The sequence below is a fragment of the Schleiferilactobacillus harbinensis DSM 16991 genome (genome assembly GCF_000425885.1).
GTDB classification, from domain to species: domain Bacteria; phylum Bacillota; class Bacilli; order Lactobacillales; family Lactobacillaceae; genus Schleiferilactobacillus; species Schleiferilactobacillus harbinensis.
The window spans coordinates 22,624-40,107 of sequence record NZ_KE384471.1 but is presented as its reverse complement, the minus strand read 5'-3'; the positions used below and the strand labels follow the sequence as shown (position 1 = coordinate 40,107).

The window sequence follows — 17,484 nt, the reverse complement described above, 5'->3', positions numbered from 1 at the left end:
CCGCAGATGCACAGCATCGGTTTGCCGGCTTCAACGGATTTCTTGACCCGCTGATTAGCTAGACAAATGAGCCGGAAGTGCTGAATATATGAGTATTTACGAATACTTTTTCTGTTTTATAACTACCGTTTCAATATGCCCTGTGGTATTCTGAACTTGGTACACGTGAGTATACAACTCGCATTCGAGCAGTACGTTTTTGGTGGACTCATTCCAATGCTTTTTGGGGAGGAAAACATATGAATACATATTGCACAAGACGCTGGCGGGGACAGAGGCGTCTCTTTTCGATTTTTTTTGCACTGATTGCGATGTTGATTTTTGTTGGATGTTCTAGGGGAACTGTCCAGGCGGAGAATTTGGATTTGAAGGATCCGACTGACACGACCAAGCCGGCGGTGAATATACCGAGTATTGCTGATGGCGTAGCTCCTGACGGAAATGGCAATGTGGCCAGCGGGATTGCCCCGGCGGGAGTCACTACGCCCATGCAGTCGCCCATTGCCGTTTATCCATTAACGGGTTTGACACCTTACGATCCGGCGTATTCTGACAGCATCGGCGGCTTCCGCCATTTGGATCCAGTAACCTCGGATTTCAAACTAGTTTATCGCCGCAATGCAGTACCAATGAGCTTTAATGATTCACAGACGGACATGCAAAAGAAAAACGGCAATGTTTGGGTGCCTGATTTGCAATCTGGGGAAGAAGCCTATAAAGGACACTTTTTGCAGGCCGTCGGGACCGTTAACGTGCACGTGATGGTCTATAAAAATTGGGATGAAACTAACAATGCTGTCAATGGTAGTGCGCGTTATGGGACAAGCGGCAGTAATTCGGCATTAGAGAATTTGTTGTTCGGTAATTACGGTGTCATGGTGCGGTTCAAAATGGAGAAGGGGGTCAACGCGGCCGCAATCTCAAAAGCCATTGTTTGGGATCGGGCTTATTTTAAGCTAGCCATTGATGTGCCGCGGATGACTAGATATGTTTCCCGTATCTATGTGCCGATGCAATTCGATCATACAGTGTATTTGGATGCCCATCACCCCAACGTTTTCTATCTCAAAGTAAAGGGAATTCCGGTCAATGTCGAAGACATTCCCTCGGACATTGGGATTGGGTCGATGGTCAATATGCGCGGTATTGCACCCTATGGCACCACACATACCAGTAAAGTAACGGGGGCGCAACCAGCAGTCCCCAGCACGGTTGATTTGGCGGCTTACCGCAAAGCCGTTCCAGCCGCAAAAGATTTAACAGATGCAAAAATAAAGAGTCTGATCCAGCAGGATTTGCGGGATTATCAGAACAATGTCAAAACGTACACGGGTAATTCTTGGCAAAGCGGCACATTCAAAGAAAACAATTATCCGGTGGTGCCAGCCGCGGCGCAGAAGACCTGGCAGCCAGGGAATAATGGCGCCTATGATTTGTTGAAATCGCAGTATCAAGTTAATTCGTATTTGGATGCTGGTACTATTACCAGCCAAAGCCTCTGGTCACCGGGGGAGGATCTTACAACACATAATTACAGTTATGGTTATCCCTTTACGTATTCGCTACTGGATGCCCTATACTCACTCAATAGTATGCCCAACTCTTTTCCGTTTTATTGGAAGACTCTTGTTAATGGCGTCACTAACATTATTTCGCAAGATGGTTTTGCTGGCTCTTGTTTCGTCAACTTCTTCATCGATATGGATAAATACGACGGGAATTTAGATGATCATTCGCCCAAACAAACGCTCACAAAGGGCTTTTTAATGCCATCAGCACAGGTCAACCATCAGTACAATTTGTCCATGGACATCGTGGGGAGCGATCAATTAGTTGATCCCAAGCCAGTGACTGCAGCAACGGACGACAATAATAATGTGGTTACCGCCTATGACAATTTTGGCCCGCATAACACACCGATGGATCGGGCTTTGATCAAATCAACGTATTATACCGATGCGCATGCCACGGATCCTGGATATTTGTGGAAACAAGCAGCTACACCGTCTAATGATACGTACTTCAATTCAATCCCTGCCGCCATGCGCTGGAATCAGGATCCCAAGCAAGAGGCCAATAACCGAATGTATTGGGCTGATGAGGGCAAAGTGGGCGGTAATATTAATTTCTCCGTCGCTATGAATAGTTGGAATTCTTATGTGTCCCCCTTTGACTGGGACAACAAAATGAATATCGATAATACTAACGTGAGCGATAGCGGGACGATCAAGCCGTGGGAGGTGGTCCTATTGCCGCCTAAGAACACACCCAGTTCCGCTGCTTTGCCCACCCGCGATGGTTCAAAGAGTTACGATCAGCGCAGTGCCACCTTGGACATGGCGTCGACGGGCGGTTTACTGGCGGGTGATTTGCCAAACCAAAACACCATGCTGCCTTATCCGGCGTACACGCCGCGGAAAGATACGGATGTTGTCAGTACCTCCCGGTTTGCCCGAGTCGTCAATTATTACTCGAATTTTGAAACAGCAGACGCGGACACGGATCCTGCCAACTGGGGCAATAAGCCAGCCTTGAACACCCCTGACCAAGTGTATGCCAATACGGGCACGTTAGCCCAAACGGTCAAGGCGGTGAGTACCGACGTCAAGGATAATCAGGGCAACGCAATTACGACGCTGCCCACCGTCGGCAACAATTTCAAGGATAACCTGCAAGTACGGTATTCCGGTTTCATGGGCGACGGGGCTTATATTCGGCCGGCCACCCTCTATGTGCTGCAAAAGCGGTTCATGCCGACGATCAATTTGACGAATCGAGTGTACAACGTGACTGCTGCTCAGCTCGCCAAGGGCATCACGATTGACGGCAATTGGACGGCCAACTGGCTGCCAGCAATGGCTGTTGGCGGCAAAGTCGCCGCCGGGGTAGGCAGTGACAGCACTGTGACCGTGGGCGATTTGACGGACAATAATCCGGGCAAGACCGGAACGTGGACTAAGACGACCAATCCGGATAACTCGGCTGAGGCACCGGGGCCGCACGCCTTCGCGTTCACCGTCAATGACCAAGCGGACCACACTGTACCGGACAGCAGTGGTACGCTGGGGGTCGCTAACAGTGTTGGGCCCCACGTGATCACTGTGCGGACGACGATTACCTATACGTACAAGGGGACCCAATACACCAGCAACGTTGATGCCCAGCAAATCGTCAATGTAGTACCTGATGGATATGACCAGATTAAGGTCAACCAGAGTATCGTGACTGATCCGGATCATTATGGAATGTATACCTGGCAAGAATATAAAAATAAGATTGGGGCGGGCACCTTCGTCCCCAATGATTATTACAATTATGTCAGTCCCTATGACTCGATTCGCGGCTACGTTCAGCCTACGGATCAAGTTCGGATGCGGGCCCGTGTCGTTATTCCAACAACGCCGCCCTTTGGCTTGCTGAAAAATGTCAAGGTATCAGTGGATATGCCGAAAACTAACGATCCAGCGCATCCGTACTTTACCCTCAGTCCGGGAGCAACAGCTTTCGGCGAGACCGGGCGAACTACCAAGTCGTCAATGACGGTGACTAAAGCAGGGGGAATGCCTGCGCTTGGCTCGGCGCCATTTACAACGGGTTCGACCGCAGGAATCGATACCAGCAATCCGGCGATCACCAACTTTACCCATGTGATTTATGGTCCTGGTATTAATGGCGGCCTCCTAAACGGTCAAGTGCTAGAAATCATGTACACGCTCAATGTGCCTAACACAAGTGCCGCCAACATTCCTGCTCAACAAGTGATCCGGTCTACTTTCTCGGCGACAACCGAGAGCGGTACACCGATCACGTTGGGGTCTAATGCCGTTTACCTTTATTCGGGCGGTGACAACACCTATGGCCTGCTTCATGTGCCGGACTTGGACTTTGGTCAATTGCCCAGTACCGCCGTAGGGACAGCCCAAGCGCTGCCTGCTGATCAACAGGATAATGCCTACTTCGAAGCGTTTGACAATCGGGCGGTCGAACCCATTGACCCGGATTCACCCACCCGGGATCCTTGGTATCTGTATGCGCAGATGAGCGGGTTCCGTCCGGTGGGCGGTACCGGCAGCATCAGCGGCTCCACCATCACGTTCAACGACCTAACCACAGGCAGTACGCCGGCCAACGGTACGGTGACCGCCGGTGGTTCCCCAACCAAAATTCTCACCCGTCCTGGCGGCAAGTACCCGGCAGGTTATCGGCGCAATGTCGGCAACACGACCTTCACCGTGGGAGATAACGGCGGCGGCTTCAGCGGTTTCACCGGCGGCAAGTACCAGGCCACGGTGACCTACACCATGACTCCTGATGATGGCGGCAGCACCCTGAAATAGTGCACAGTCAAAAACAGCGCCCAGAGAAATTTCTCTGAACGCTGTTTTTTTACGCCATGACGGCTTCTTTGCTGTGGGCTAATCGATTCTGATGATTTTGGATGATCAGCTTCATGATGCCTTCCGCGATGTTCAAGTTCTTCAGCAGCGGCCCATGGGAGTAGCTGCCGATGACGTTTTTATAACGCATGCCCTCGGTGTGGTCATCCGGGTTGTTGCCATAGCCTTCAATCATCGTGCCGAAGGGCTTCAGCTTGTCCTGGTCATCAAAGTACGTCCGGCCGGAGTGATTCTCGAAGGCCTGGGCCGGCCCAAATTGCGTAATGAATTTGGTATCGCCGATCATTCGGGCATCGGCCTTGAAGACGGTGTGCAGCGGCAAAATATTCAGGCACTTGATCACCGTGCCGTCGCTCATCTTGTAGTAGGTACCCAGGAACTGGTAGCCACCGCAGATGCACAGCATCGGTTTGCCGGCTTCAATGTAATCCTTGATGGTTTCCCGGTGCCGTTGCAAGTCCTTGGCCACCACGGTCTGTTCGAAGTCTTGACCGCCGCCGAAAAATAGGAAGTCGTAATCATTGGCGTCAAAGTCGTCGCCTAAACTGACGTTGGTCACCGTGGTGTCATAGCCCTGCTGCTTCAACAGGAAGCGCAGGATCTTGACGTCCCCGGAATCACCGTAAGTATTCATTAGATCCTCGTACAGATACGCAATTTTGATTGGTTCTGCCATGTGGTGTTTAACCCCCTTCAACGCTGTTCAACTTAGATTGTACTCTACCACGAAGCGGCCTGTCTTGCACCTGTTTTGCTTTTACGGCAAGAGGGCAAAGGCCATAGTCAGATCATTGGCCGAAACGTGGAACAGCCAAGCCAAGACGTCCCGCCACACGATTTGCGATTGGGTCAGGAGCCATTGGGCCCAGGAAGAATTGAGAATGGCCAGTTGCAGGTCGTTATTCGGCCAGCGGCTGAGCACCGCCAGGGTCAAGGTGACGAAGATGACCGTCATGACTAAAGTGAGCAGGGCGCCGAGCAAGGCGTTGATTTGGTGGACGACGGGAAATTTCGTAAACCAGCGGGTCCGGCGGGTGATCCACCAAATGATCAAGCCGCCGATGGTCATGATCAGATAAAAGGCGATGACATTGCCCGCTGCCCCGGCAAAGGCCGTGCTTTCGGGATGGGACTTGGTCCAGAGGCCGCTGAGCCACTCGCCGACGGGTTTGTTGTACCACCAAGCGATGAAGAACAGCAGCAGGCTGCCGCCGAGATGCACCAGTTGAGCGACGATACCCCGGGACCAGCCGCGAAAAATCGCGAAGAGGAAGAGAAAAGCCAGGATCACGTTAACGAGCATGGTTAAAATCCTTTCTGCAAAGGTGATACCCTTATTGGACCACGAATGCGGGCAGGGAAAAAGGGACTTGGGACCGATAACCAAGCGGGACATGTTACACTGGGCAAGACTGATTCTTTTTTAGGCAGTTACATTTTGGAGGGTTTTTCAGAAAATATGGCAGCAAAGAAGAAACAAACAGAACTGATCAGTTTATTTCAACTCGTGATGCTCGGACTGGGGTCGCTCATCGGCTCCGGCTGGTTGTTCGGGGCCTGGGAAGCGGCGAAGGTCGCCGGGCCGGCAGCACTCATCTCCTGGGTCATCGGCGCGGTGGTGATCGGCACCATCGCCTACAATTACATCGAACTGGGGACAATGTTTCCCGAATCCGGGGGCATGAGCAAATATGCCCAGTACACTCATGGGTCGTTACTGGGCTTCATCGCCGCCTGGGCCAACTGGGTGTCGCTGATCACCCTGATTCCCATCGAAGCCGTGGCCGCGGTGCAATATATGGCCTCTTGGCCCTGGTCCTGGGCCCGCTTCACCCGCGGTTTTCTGCAAAACGGGACGATCACTACGGTGGGGCTGTTGGTGGTCTTCGCGTTCATCGTCGTGTTCACGCTGCTGAATTATTGGTCCGTGACCTTGCTGACCCGCTTCACCAGTTTTATTTCGGTGTTCAAGGTCGGCGTGCCGCTGTTGACGATCATCATGCTGACGATTTCCGGGTTTCACCCCGGCAATTACGGCCACACGGTCCAGGCGTTCATGCCTTACGGCACTGCACCGATTTTCGCGGCGACCTCGGTATCCGGGATCATCTTTTCGTTCAACGCGTTCCAGACCGTGATCAATATGGGCGATGAAGTAAAAAAGCCGGGCAAAAATATCGGCAAAGGGATCGCCATTTCACTGGTAATCAGTGCGGTCTTGTATATCCTCTTGCAAAGCACGTTCATCACGGCGATGCCGCCCCACCAGCTGGCGAAATACGGCTGGCAAGGGATCAACTTCAATTCGCCATTTGCCGATCTGGCCGTCCTGCTGGGTCTGAATTGGTTGTCTGTCCTGCTTTACATGGATGCCTTTGTTTCGCCATTTGGTACCGGCGTGTCGTTTGTCGCCTCCACCGGTCGGGCGTTGCAGGCCATGGCGGGGAACAATCACATTCCCCATTTTGTCGGCAAAATTGATGCCCGCTACGGGACACCGCGGGTGGCGATGGTGGTCAACGCCATCCTCAGTATGGCCATGGTATCCGTGTTCCGTTCCTGGGGTACGCTGGCCAGTGTGATTTCCACGTCGACGCTGATTGCCTACCTGACCGGTCCCACGACTGTCGTGTCTTTGCGTAAAATGGCGCCGAACTTCAAACGCCCGGTCACCTCGGCCCACCTGCGGATCATGGCCCCGCTGGCCTTCGTGCTGGCGTCGTTGGCGACTTATTGGGCGAAATGGCCGACTACCGTGGAAGTCATCTTAGTGATCCTGCTGGGCTTTCCGTTCTATCTCTACTTCGAATGGCGGACGGGCTGGGCGAATACTAAAAAACAGGTCCAGGGCAGCGCCTGGCTGCTGACGTACTTGATTTTTCTATCCGTAATGTCCCTGATCGGCAGTCAAGAGTTCAATGGTTTGAACTGGATCCATTACCCCTATGATTTCTTAGTGCTGATCATCGGCGCGCTCCTGTTTTATTACTGGGGCATCCATAGCCATTGGGAATCCAAGTCGTTTGGCCGAGCCAAGATGGTTAATAAGCGGGTCAAACTGCCAGCAAACAAATAGACCATTACGCTTTCACCCTTGAATGAAGGCGGCCAGAGCCGTAGAATGAAAATTGCAAGAGTCGATTAAATGTAGGGAAGATGTCAATATGGAATTAGCAGGTAAAAAAATTGCCTTCGACGAGGACCTCAGCGACGCCCAAATCAAAGATTTGCATGAACACTATAACCAATTGTGGGATACGTTGAAAAAGACGTTTGAGTTTAAGGACGACAAGCGCCAGTTGCAGGTACTCTATGAAGAGGCTGACAACGAGCATACATACGAGTCCGGCTATTTCGTTTTGCAGATTCGCCACTTCGGCGATCAGTACCGGTTTGACGAGTTCAACATCACCATCAATAACCGCAGTGTGTTCAATGACAACCCGGATGAATTGGTGATCCAACTGGCCAAGTATGATGATTGGGATGCGCTGACGGCCGATGCCGTCAAGCATGCCAAGGCTTGGGTGGACGAGATGAATAAAGAAGCGAATAAAGAAAAGAAAGAGCCGAAGCGGGAATTAACCGACTAGGGCTCTGCCATGGCATATGAAAAGCGGTCAAGCTGAGAAATCAGTTTTGACCGCTTTTCTGATACTTGGTCAGGGCTAGCACCAATGGCTTCTTCAATACAAAATAGAATACTAGATTTCCGGCAGCATGGTAGCCGTCAAAGGGGATGCCAGCTAGATAATACGCCCAGAGGCCTAAGCCGCTGAGTTGGCCAAAGACGGCCATGCCGAGGCTGACGAGAAAGCCGTAGAGAAATCCGAGCAGACCGCAGAGAGTGAGCTGGGCCCAAAACCAGCGGCGCAGCGGCGTCACGCGGGCCAGAAAGCCGACCAGCAGGATACACCCGGCGTACGCTCCAATCTGGGGGATGGTCCAAATGCCGAAACCCAGGAAAATGTTCGACAGGACCATCGTGTTCACGGCGAGGATCAGGCCGGCGGCAAGACCCAATTGCAGGGTGACCAGCATGAGAATCGCCGTTACCGGCTGGACATTGGGAATGGGGATCTTGACAATACGCAGGGCAGCACACAGCGCGGTGAGCATGGCGAGGAGGGTGACCTGGCGGGTACGATTGTGAGTGACCGGCATTACTTGGTCGGGGCCAGGTTGAAGACGACCTTATCCTTGGCTTGGACTTTCTGCTGAGCAGCCCCCTTGCTGGCCATTTTGCCGTTGACGGTGTACAGCCAGTAGATCTTCTTGGCGGTGTTTTGGCTCTTGCCGGCAATGCTGGTGATGAAGCCGTTGGCGGCTTTGACTGACCAGCCTTTCTGCAAGCCCGTTAAGACGACTGCTTTGTTTTTGGGTACCTGAATCGTCTTTTTGGCAAAGGCCCGGTTGTTTTCCCGCAATTCATAGATGACCGGGATCGTGGCGGCGGCAGCGTGCTTGGGCTGGCTGCCGGCGGTACAACCGGCGAGCAGGGCAAGCAAGCCAAGCAGAACCAAAACAGTTGGTATCATTTTCTTCAAGACAATAGTCCTCCTCAACAATGAAACAGTACCCAAATTATACCATCACTGCCGATCGATTCGCGGTAAACTATGGGCACGACATTATGGAAGAAGTTGAGGATTATCGCCATCACCATTCGCCTTGCCACCGCTGCCGACGCGTCCCGCCTAGCAGCCATTTACGCCCCCTACGTCACCGGTACTGCAATTACCATGGAATGCACGCCGCCGACTGCTGAAGAATTTGACCGGCGCATCCAAACGACGCTTCAGCGTTACCCCTACCTGGTTGCCGTGGATGATCAGGGAATGATTCAAGGGTACGCGTATGCCAGTGCTTACAGCTTCCGCACTGCCTACGATTGGGCCGCGGAGGTCTCAGTATACGTTGCCCAAGACGCCATCGCCCATGGTATCGGCCGCCGGTTATACCAAGCCTTGGAGGCCGCCCTGCGCCAGCAGCACGTCGTCAGCCTCGGCGCCTGCATCACGGCGGATAACGCCCGCTCTATCCGCTTTCACGAACGGGACGGCTACACCCAGCATGCTTTATTTCCCCATTTTGCCTATAAGCTGGACCAGTGGTGGGATGTACTGTGGCTGACCAAGGTGCTGACTCCGGGCAACACGGCCCCGCAGCCCTTTGTTCCCTTCGCTGAAATAAAACGCTAACCCCTTGACCTGCCTTGCTTTTCGTCGCTCATTCAGGTAAAGTGGAGAAATGTGGAACACTCTGTGTTTCACGGTTAAATAGACGAGAGGAGCACGGGCAATGACGCCGCAAGTTTTCCAAGAAACGCTGGCCCAGCAGGGGCTGACCCTGACGGCTGCGCAGATGGCGCAGTTTCACCAATATTTTGAATTATTGGTCGCCGCGAATGAAAAAATGAATTTAACGGCGATCACCGCTGAAGGGGACGTCTATTTGAAACATTTCTACGATTCCCTGACCCTGATCCAAGCGGTGCCTGCGTTGGCGACTGCACCTCTGGCGATGATGGATGTCGGCAGCGGCGCAGGTTTGCCGGGTATTCCGGTGAAAATTGCCTTTCCTCAAATCTCCCTCACGATACTCGATTCTTTACAAAAGCGAATTAATTTTTTGAACGATGCGGTCGGCCAATTGGATCTCACCGGGGTAGCCTTGATCCATGGCCGCGCCGAGGATGCCGGCAACAAGCGCAGTCCCCAGCGAGAGGCCTTCGATGTCGTGACCGCCCGGGCGGTGGCGCCGTTGAATGTCTTGGCCGAGCTGACCTTGCCGCTGGTCAAAGTCGGCGGGGTCTTCGTCGCCATGAAGGGCAGCAGTGCCCCAGCGGAAGAGGCGGCGGCCGAGTATGCGGTGGCCCAACTCGGGGCCAAGCTCGAACAGGACGTAGCGCTGACCTTGCCGGAAGAAGCCGGCGAGCGCCACTTGCTGGTGTACCGCAAAACACGGCATACGCCCAAACGGTATCCGCGCAAAGCCGGCACACCCCACGCTGAGCCGCTCGTTCAGAGTCATTAAACGGATACGCGTCGATGCAGGCCTGCATCGCAATACGGAGGCAATGACAGAAAATGGCATTTTCTTTCTTCAAGAAAAATACGCACAAAGCGCAGAAGCAGGAAACCAACGAGGTAGCGGATCAACAGCAGACGGTGAATCAAGTCGTGATGGTGCCGCTGGGCAATATCGTGCCCAACCGGTTCCAACCGCGCAAACACTTCAACGATGCGCGGATCTCAGAATTGGCCGGGACGATCAAGGAACACGGGCTGCTCCAGCCCATCGTCCTGCGGGAATATGAATCAGATCATTACGAAATCATTGCGGGTGAGCGGCGCTTTCGAGCGGTGCGCAGTTTGCACTGGAAAGAAGTGCCGGCCATCGTCCAGAAGATGAATGATGAGGAGACGGCGTCCATGGCACTGGTAGAAAATCTGCAGCGGGAACAGCTCTCGCCGATTGAACAAGCCCGGGCCTATGCGGCCTTGATGAAGCTTAACGATTTGACCCAGGAATGCTTGGCGCAGCAGATGGGCAAGTCCCAATCTTTTGTGGCCAACAAGCTGCGCCTGCTGAAACTGTCTGACGCGGTGCAAGAGGCCATCATGGATGGTCAGATCACCGAACGGCACGGCCGCGCTCTGCTCCAGTTGGATGATTTGCAGCAGCAGCTGGCGTTGCATAAAGTACTTCAGGATGGGCTGAACGTGAAAGAAACGGAAGAACTCGTGGATCACTTGCTGCATCCGGAACCCGCTGCGCCGACGCGGCCCGAACCAGCAGCACCAACAGCGGCCGAAACTGAGGCGGACACCACTGAGCATACCGCAGCGCCAACGCCGAAGAAGCGCCCGGCAAGTCAGCCGAAACAACGGGTGCGCAGTACCCATAGTACCGATCCCCGGGTGGCTATCAATACGATTAAGAAGTCTGTCGCGATGGTCCAGGAGGCGGGAGTGCCGATCACGTATTCCGAGAGTGACGACGATGCCGGCCACCACATTCAGATCACGGTCCCGACGGCCGATAAAACAGACACAGAGTAGGAGGCCACCTGGGTTGGCGAAAGTAATTGCCGTAGCAAATCAAAAGGGCGGCGTGGGCAAGACCACGACGACCATTAATCTGGGCGCCGCACTGGCTGAGATGGGCAAAAAAGTGCTGCTGGTGGATATCGATCCCCAGGGTAACGCGACCAGCGGGGTAGGAATCGAAAAAAGCTCCATTCAGCATGATGTCTACGAAATTTTGATCGATGAGGCACCGCTGGCCCCGGCGATTCGGCCGACGGAGCGCAAAGGGCTGGACATTGTTCCGGCCACGTTGCAACTGGCTGGGGCCGAGGTAGAACTGACCACTCAGATTGCCCGGGAGACCCGGTTGAAGAATGGCTTGGCTCCGGTGCAGGGACAATATGATTATATTTTAATTGATTGTCCCCCGTCCCTGGGCCAGCTGGCAATCAACGGCTTCACCGCGTCGGATCGGATCTTGATTCCGGTCCAAAGTGAATACTACGCCCTGGAAGGGCTGGGCCAGCTGCTCCAAACCATTGATTTGGTGCGCAAACATTTCAATCCGGATCTTGCCATCCTCGGGGTCTTGATGACGATGTTTGATGCCCGTACGAATCTGGCCGCTCAAGTGGTGGCGGAAGTGCAGCAGCACTTCGCTGACAAGGTGTTTAAAACGATTATTCCTCGGGCGACCCGCTTAGCGGAGGCCCCAAGTTTTGGGGAGTCGATCATTGATTATGACAGCCAATCCCGGGGTGCAACAGCTTACCGGGAATTGGCCAAGGAGGTGGTGGCGCGCTATGGCGACTAAGAAACGTAAAGGACTCGGCCGGGGCATTGATGCCCTGTTCGCCGATATCGAAACCGGTGAGAAGGCTGAGGAAGTCGTGGCCGAACTGCCCGTGGCGGATATCCGCCCGAACCCGTACCAACCGCGCCAACGATTTACAGATGACAGTTTACAGGAACTGGCCCATTCGATTGAACAAAACGGTGTCTTGCAGCCGATCATTGTCCGGAAGAGCGTCAACGGTTATGAATTGATCGCCGGGGAACGACGGCTGCGGGCGTCAAAGATCGCCCAGAAGACCACCATTCCCGGCATCGTCCGCCAACTGGATGATTCCACGATGATGGAAGCAGCAATTCTGGAAAACTTGCAGCGGGAGGATCTGAACCCGCTGGAAGAGGCGGAAGCCTATGACATGATGCTCAAACGGCTGCACTTGACCCAAGCCGAGGTCTCCGAGCGGTTGGGCAAGAGCCGGCCGTACATTGCCAATTATCTGCGGATCCTGTCCCTGCCGGCACCAGCGAAGAAGTACTTAGCCGATGGCGAATTATCCATGGGCCAGGCCCGGACTTTGCTGGGGTTGAAGGACAAGGCCCAGATCATGCCGGTGGCTAAAAAGACGATCAAGGAATCCTTGACCGTCCGCCAATTGGAACGGCTGGTCAGCGAGATGAACCAGACACCGGCTAAGAAGCACGCCCCCAAGCCCCAACGGTCTAAGTTTGTGGAAGCCACCGAGGAACAACTGCGGCAACGGTTCCAGACCAAGGTGGCCATCCAGGAGAGCAAGGCCGGGAAGGGCAAGATCGAGATTCCCTTTGTCTCCACAGACGATTTGAACCGCATTTTGGATGTGCTGTCCATTTCTCTGGACGACACCGACTAAGAGGAGGCCGCGCCCATGTTTGCCCTAGGTGATTTAGTACAAATGAAGAAACCCCATGCCTGCGGCACGAACCGCTGGGAGATCCTGCGGGTCGGCATGGACATTCGCATTAAGTGTATGGGGTGCGGGCATATGATCATGATGCCCCGCCAAGAATTTACCAAGAAGATGAAGAAAGTATTGACCGCGGCAGCGGACGTGGCGGCTGCTAATGAGCCCCATTACGTTCAGCCGCGCCCCTTAGATCCGCCCAATACAGGACTGTAACATCAGCATACAGATATTTTGGAAAGCAGGTTTGCAAGCAAAATGGCATTAACAGCAGGTATCGTCGGACTGCCCAACGTCGGCAAGTCCACATTGTTTAACGCAATTACGAAGGCCGGGGCCGAAATGGCCAACTACCCCTTCGCCACGATTGACCCTAACGTGGGGATGGTGGAAGTGCCCGACAAACGTCTCGCCCGGATCGATGAAATTATTCCGGCGAAGAAGATCGTTCACACCACCTTTGAATTCACCGACATTGCCGGGATCGTCAAAGGTGCCAGCAAAGGGGAAGGCCTGGGCAACAAGTTCCTGGAAAACATCCGCCAAGTGGACGCTATTGTTCACGTCGTACGGGCTTTCGACGACGATGACATCACCAGTGTGACCGGCAAGGTCGATCCCGTGGACGACATCGAAACCATTAATCTGGAATTGAGCATCGCTGACTTGGATTCCATCAACAAGCGTTTCGGCAAGGTAGAGAAGGTTGCCAAGACGAAGGACAAAGCGGCGCTGGCCGAGCTGGCTGTTTTGCAAAAGATCAAACCGGTACTGGAAGACGGCGGCTCCGTACGGTCTATTGAGTTTAACAAAGACGAGCAAAAAATCGTCAAGGGCTTGTTCCTGCTCACGGCTAAGCCGGTGCTGTACGTGGCCAACATTGCTGAAGACGACATGGCCGATCCGGAGCAATCCAAGTATTATCAAGCGGTCAAGGATTATGCGGCCAAGGATAACGCCGAGGCTATCGGTATTTCTGCTAAGACGGAAGAGGAAATCGCCGAATTGCCCGATGCGGACAAGCAGGACTTCTTGGAAGCCGAAGGGGTGACAGAATCCGGTCTGGATCGCCTGATTCGTGCGTCCTATCATTTGCTGGGTCTGGCCACGTTCTTTACGGCGGGCGGCCCGGAAACTCGGGCCTGGACGTTCCACAAGGGCATGAAGGCGCCGCAGGTCGCAGGGGTCATTCACTCCGACTTTGAACGGGGCTTTATTCGAGCGGAAACGGTGTCCTTCACCGATTTGGATAAATACGGATCGATGGAGGCCGTCCGCAAAGCCGGCCGCCTGCGCTTGGAAGGTAAGGATTATCTGGTCCAAGACGGGGACATCATCGAGTTCCGCTTCAATGTGTGATTATGAGTGAGAAAAGAGGAAAATAATTTGGATCCACGGGAACGTAATGCCCAGGCCCACGAAAAACAACAGGAAAAGGTCGTCCACCTGTCCAAACAGGAGGAGATCGACAAGCAGATCGATGCGATGAGCACTCAAGAAATCAGCGCTGGTCTTTCCAAGCGCAATGCGGACTATGTCTTTCAGCTGCGCAAATCCTTGAGTGATGCCGGTTATTCAGAACAGAAAATCGATACCGAAATGGCGCTGATCCTGCCAGAGATCATGAAGGCCCAGCGCCGAGGGACCCCCGCCAACAAGCTGTACGGCGGGCCCACGGTCAAGGCGTATGCAATCACGCATAAACCCAAACCGGTAAAGAAGACCCCGTTTTGGCAGAAATCGTTGGATAGTGGTCTGATGTTCTTGGGCATTCTGACCTTGATGAACGGGATCATGAGCTATTTTGCCAAGGCAAAAAACAGCACCGGGGCGACCGGTATTCTGAGTATGGTCGTGATCTCCGTTGTCTTTGGTCTGGCTTTCACGGAAATGAACGATCTGATGCGGCTGCCTAAGAGCAAGCGGCCCAAGATGTGGAAGATGGTGGCCTACATGGTGGGCTTGCTGGTGGTGGCCATGGTGGTCCTGTCGCTCACCTTCTTTGTGCCGAAGGTGATCAATCCGGTCTTGCCGGCCCCAGTATTACTGGTGCTGGGCGCCGCGGCATTCGGTGTGCGCTACCTGCTGCGCCGGTATCTGCACATCACCGAGTCCTTCTTTATGCCGGCACCGCCAGCGGACGACAAGTAATTATGAACGAACGATTATAGACTTTTATAATCGTTCGTTTTTTGTTTATCAATTTAAACTTGACAAGGGTCAATGTTCCTGTTATTCTACACAACAAAACTATATGGAGGTCACGTAATGTCTAATTGGGATACCAAGTTTGCCAAAGAGGGTTTAACGTTTGATGATGTGTTATTGATTCCGGCCGAGAGTCATGTACTGCCCCGGGATGTGGACCTGTCTGTTCAGCTGGCGGATAACCTGAAGCTGAACATTCCGGTCCTTTCTGCTAGTATGGACACCGTCACCGAAGCACCCATGGCCATCGCGATGGCCCGTCAAGGCGGCTTGGGCGTGATCCACAAGAATATGACGATCACGGAGCAGGCCGACCAGGTCCTGCAGGTCAAACGCAGCGAGAGCGGCGTCATCACCGATCCGTTCTTCCTCACCGCCGATCGTCCCGTATTGGCCGCCGACACGTTAATGAAGAAATACCACATTTCCGGTGTGCCGATCGTCGACAACGAAGAATCCCGCCAATTGATTGGCATCGTGACCAACCGGGACCTGCGCTTTGTCGATGATTACTCCGTCACCATCGATAGTGTGATGACCAAGGACCGCCTGGTCACCGCGCCGGTCGGGACTTCTCTGGACGAAGCCGAACTGATCCTTCAGCGCCACCGCATCGAGAAGCTGCCCCTGGTGGATGATGACGGCCGCTTGAGCGGTTTGATCACGATCAAGGATATCGAGAACGTGAAGAACTACCCCAACGCGGCCAAGGACAGCCATGGTCGGCTCCTGGCTGCCGGGGCAGTCGGTGTCACGAAAGATACGATGGAACGGACCGAAGCGTTATTTAATGCCGGCGCGGACGCCGTGATCATCGATACCGCCCACGGTCATTCCGCTGGCGTATTGAAAAAAATTGCCGAGATTCGCGCCGCCTTCCCGAACAAGACCTTGATCGCCGGGAACGTTGCCACGGCTGAAGGCACCGCTGCTTTGTTCGACGCCGGCGTCGACATCGTCAAAGTCGGCATCGGCCCGGGCTCCATTTGTACCACCCGGATCGTCGCCGGTGTCGGTGTACCCCAAATCACCGCCATCTATGATGCGGCGACGGAAGCCCGCAAGCGGGGCAAGGCAATCATCGCTGACGGCGGAATCAAGTATTCCGGTGATATTGTCAAAGGCTTAGCCGCTGGCGGCTGGGCCGTCATGCTTGGCAGCATGCTCGCCGGGACCGATGAGGCGCCTGGTGAATTCGAAATTTACGAAGGCCGCCGCTTCAAGTCTTATCGCGGTATGGGTTCCCTGGCCGCCATGTCCCAAGACCACGGCTCCTCCGACCGGTATTTCCAAGGCAACGTGAAGACAACTAAGAAATTAGTGCCGGAAGGCATTGAAGGCCGCGTCGCCGCCAAGGGTGCCGCTGCTGATGTCCTCTATGAAATGATGGGCGGTGTCCGTTCCGGCATGGGTTACGTTGGCGCCGCGAATCTCGCCGACCTGCGAGACAACGCCCAGTTCGTCCGGATCACCAACGCTGGCCTGCGGGAAAGCCACCCCCATGACGTACAGATCACCAAAGAAGCCCCGAACTACAGCCGGGCATAATTAATAATTTGTCTCTATTGAACCGTTGTCGCTGACAGCGGTTCTTTTTTTCTCTAAAATGGAAATTATTAAGAAAGAAAGGCGACTACCATGGCTGAAGAAACAGATTTCCTATTACGTCAAATCAAAGGCATCGCCGGCCAACTCGGCTACATCCTCGGCAAACGCGCCGAAGGTACCGAATCCGCCATCATCTTCCCCGCCAACAAACCGCCCCTGCCCTACCAAGACGTATTACGCGAACTGCTCCACACCCAGCACTACCAAGAGGCACTCACGAAGTTCACTCAGATTCGTTATGCGATGGAACAAGACGACTACGTCAAACTGGGGTTATGGCTCTATGCCGCTTTGCTCCAACTGCCAGAGAAGGAACGGACTGAAGCCGGACTGACAACTGCTGAACTGCAGAAGGGGCTGAATAAGTTAGCGGCAATTCAGGGAGAAGTATAGAAAATACTGGGGATGAAAGTATTGTGGTTTCAAAGCACCCAATCGTAGCGCCTGGAGGCTGATGGAGCTCAGTGGTGGATGGACTAGGACAAGAGGTATAATTTTTAACCTTCC

Annotated in this window: 17 protein-coding genes; 13 read left to right on the top strand and 4 right to left on the bottom strand. The window is 53.8% G+C overall.

Going from position 1 to position 17,484, the window contains the following annotated elements; translation table 11 throughout:
* The first annotated feature begins 365 nt into the window (after positions 1 to 365).
* Positions 366 to 4,337 carry a hypothetical protein gene (locus H627_RS0115580; RefSeq protein WP_152319349.1) on the top strand — a complete coding sequence of 1,324 codons (3,972 nt, stop codon included), beginning with the start codon at positions 366 to 368 and terminating at the stop codon, positions 4,335 to 4,337.
* Positions 4,338 to 4,386: 49 nt separating this feature from the next.
* Here H627_RS0115580 and H627_RS0115575 read toward each other — a convergent pair whose 3' ends face one another.
* Positions 4,387 to 5,073: a type 1 glutamine amidotransferase gene (locus H627_RS0115575; RefSeq protein ID WP_027829654.1), complete on the bottom strand. Its 687-nt coding sequence runs from the start codon at positions 5,071 to 5,073 to the stop codon at positions 4,387 to 4,389.
* Positions 5,074 to 5,154: 81 nt separating this feature from the next.
* Positions 5,155 to 5,700 carry a CvpA family protein gene (locus tag H627_RS0115570; protein ID WP_027829653.1) on the bottom strand — a complete coding sequence of 182 codons (546 nt, stop codon included), beginning with the start codon at positions 5,698 to 5,700 and terminating at the stop codon, positions 5,155 to 5,157.
* Positions 5,701 to 5,856: 156 nt separating this feature from the next.
* Between H627_RS0115570 and H627_RS0115560 the strand changes: the two genes are divergently transcribed.
* Both H627_RS0115560 and H627_RS18825 read left to right on the top strand, forming a co-directional pair.
* Complete coding sequence (locus tag H627_RS0115560; protein WP_081674972.1) at positions 5,857 to 7,473, top strand: APC family permease; 1,617 nt, start codon at positions 5,857 to 5,859, stop codon at positions 7,471 to 7,473.
* Between the two features lie 88 nt (positions 7,474 to 7,561).
* A complete protein-coding gene (locus tag H627_RS18825; RefSeq protein WP_051225496.1) occupies positions 7,562 to 7,990 on the top strand; it encodes a hypothetical protein in 429 nt (142 codons plus the stop codon).
* A gap of 40 nt (positions 7,991 to 8,030) precedes the next feature.
* On the opposite strand, the gene H627_RS0115550 is transcribed toward H627_RS18825, so the two are convergent.
* Positions 8,031 to 8,561, bottom strand: coding sequence for an ECF transporter S component (locus H627_RS0115550; RefSeq protein ID WP_027829651.1), 531 nt, complete (start codon positions 8,559 to 8,561; stop codon positions 8,031 to 8,033).
* Positions 8,561 to 8,944: a DUF4430 domain-containing protein gene (locus tag H627_RS0115545; protein ID WP_027829650.1), complete on the bottom strand. Its 384-nt coding sequence runs from the start codon at positions 8,942 to 8,944 to the stop codon at positions 8,561 to 8,563. The genes H627_RS0115550 and H627_RS0115545 overlap by 1 nt, the downstream gene beginning before the upstream one ends.
* Before the next feature lie 72 nt (positions 8,945 to 9,016).
* On the opposite strand from H627_RS0115545, the gene H627_RS0115540 reads away from it, so the two are divergent.
* The 10 genes from H627_RS0115540 (at position 9,017) to H627_RS18815 (ending at position 17,370) form a co-directional block, all read left to right on the top strand.
* On the top strand, positions 9,017 to 9,598 hold the full coding sequence (locus H627_RS0115540) for a GNAT family N-acetyltransferase (protein WP_051225495.1): 582 nt from the start codon (positions 9,017 to 9,019) through the stop codon (positions 9,596 to 9,598).
* Positions 9,599 to 9,698: 100 nt separating this feature from the next.
* Positions 9,699 to 10,433, top strand: a complete 735-nt coding sequence (gene rsmG, locus H627_RS0115535) for a 16S rRNA (guanine(527)-N(7))-methyltransferase RsmG (protein WP_027829648.1) — start codon at positions 9,699 to 9,701, stop codon at positions 10,431 to 10,433.
* A gap of 53 nt (positions 10,434 to 10,486) precedes the next feature.
* On the top strand, positions 10,487 to 11,461 hold the full coding sequence (gene noc / locus H627_RS0115530; RefSeq protein WP_027829647.1) for a nucleoid occlusion protein: 975 nt from the start codon (positions 10,487 to 10,489) through the stop codon (positions 11,459 to 11,461).
* A gap of 13 nt (positions 11,462 to 11,474) precedes the next feature.
* Positions 11,475 to 12,242 (top strand): ParA family protein, encoded by a 768-nt coding sequence (locus H627_RS0115525; protein WP_027829646.1) that lies wholly within the window; start codon positions 11,475 to 11,477, stop codon positions 12,240 to 12,242.
* Entirely contained in the window at positions 12,232 to 13,110 is an 879-nt protein-coding gene (locus tag H627_RS0115520; RefSeq protein WP_027829645.1) for a ParB/RepB/Spo0J family partition protein, read from the top strand. The genes H627_RS0115525 and H627_RS0115520 overlap by 11 nt, the downstream gene beginning before the upstream one ends.
* 15 nt (positions 13,111 to 13,125) lie before the next feature.
* Entirely contained in the window at positions 13,126 to 13,377 is a 252-nt protein-coding gene (locus H627_RS0115515) for a DUF951 domain-containing protein (RefSeq protein ID WP_027829644.1), read from the top strand.
* A gap of 42 nt (positions 13,378 to 13,419) precedes the next feature.
* Positions 13,420 to 14,520, top strand: coding sequence for a redox-regulated ATPase YchF (gene ychF / locus H627_RS0115510; RefSeq protein WP_027829643.1), 1,101 nt, complete (start codon positions 13,420 to 13,422; stop codon positions 14,518 to 14,520).
* 27 nt (positions 14,521 to 14,547) lie between these two features.
* A complete protein-coding gene (locus tag H627_RS18820) occupies positions 14,548 to 15,312 on the top strand; it encodes a DUF1129 domain-containing protein (protein WP_051225494.1) in 765 nt (254 codons plus the stop codon).
* A 117-nt stretch (positions 15,313 to 15,429) separates the two neighbouring features.
* Positions 15,430 to 16,917, top strand: a complete 1,488-nt coding sequence (gene guaB, locus H627_RS0115500) for an IMP dehydrogenase (protein WP_027829642.1) — start codon at positions 15,430 to 15,432, stop codon at positions 16,915 to 16,917.
* Between the two features lie 90 nt (positions 16,918 to 17,007).
* Positions 17,008 to 17,370 carry a DUF6483 family protein gene (locus H627_RS18815; RefSeq protein ID WP_035441396.1) on the top strand — a complete coding sequence of 121 codons (363 nt, stop codon included), beginning with the start codon at positions 17,008 to 17,010 and terminating at the stop codon, positions 17,368 to 17,370.
* Positions 17,371 to 17,484: the final 114 nt, after the last annotated feature.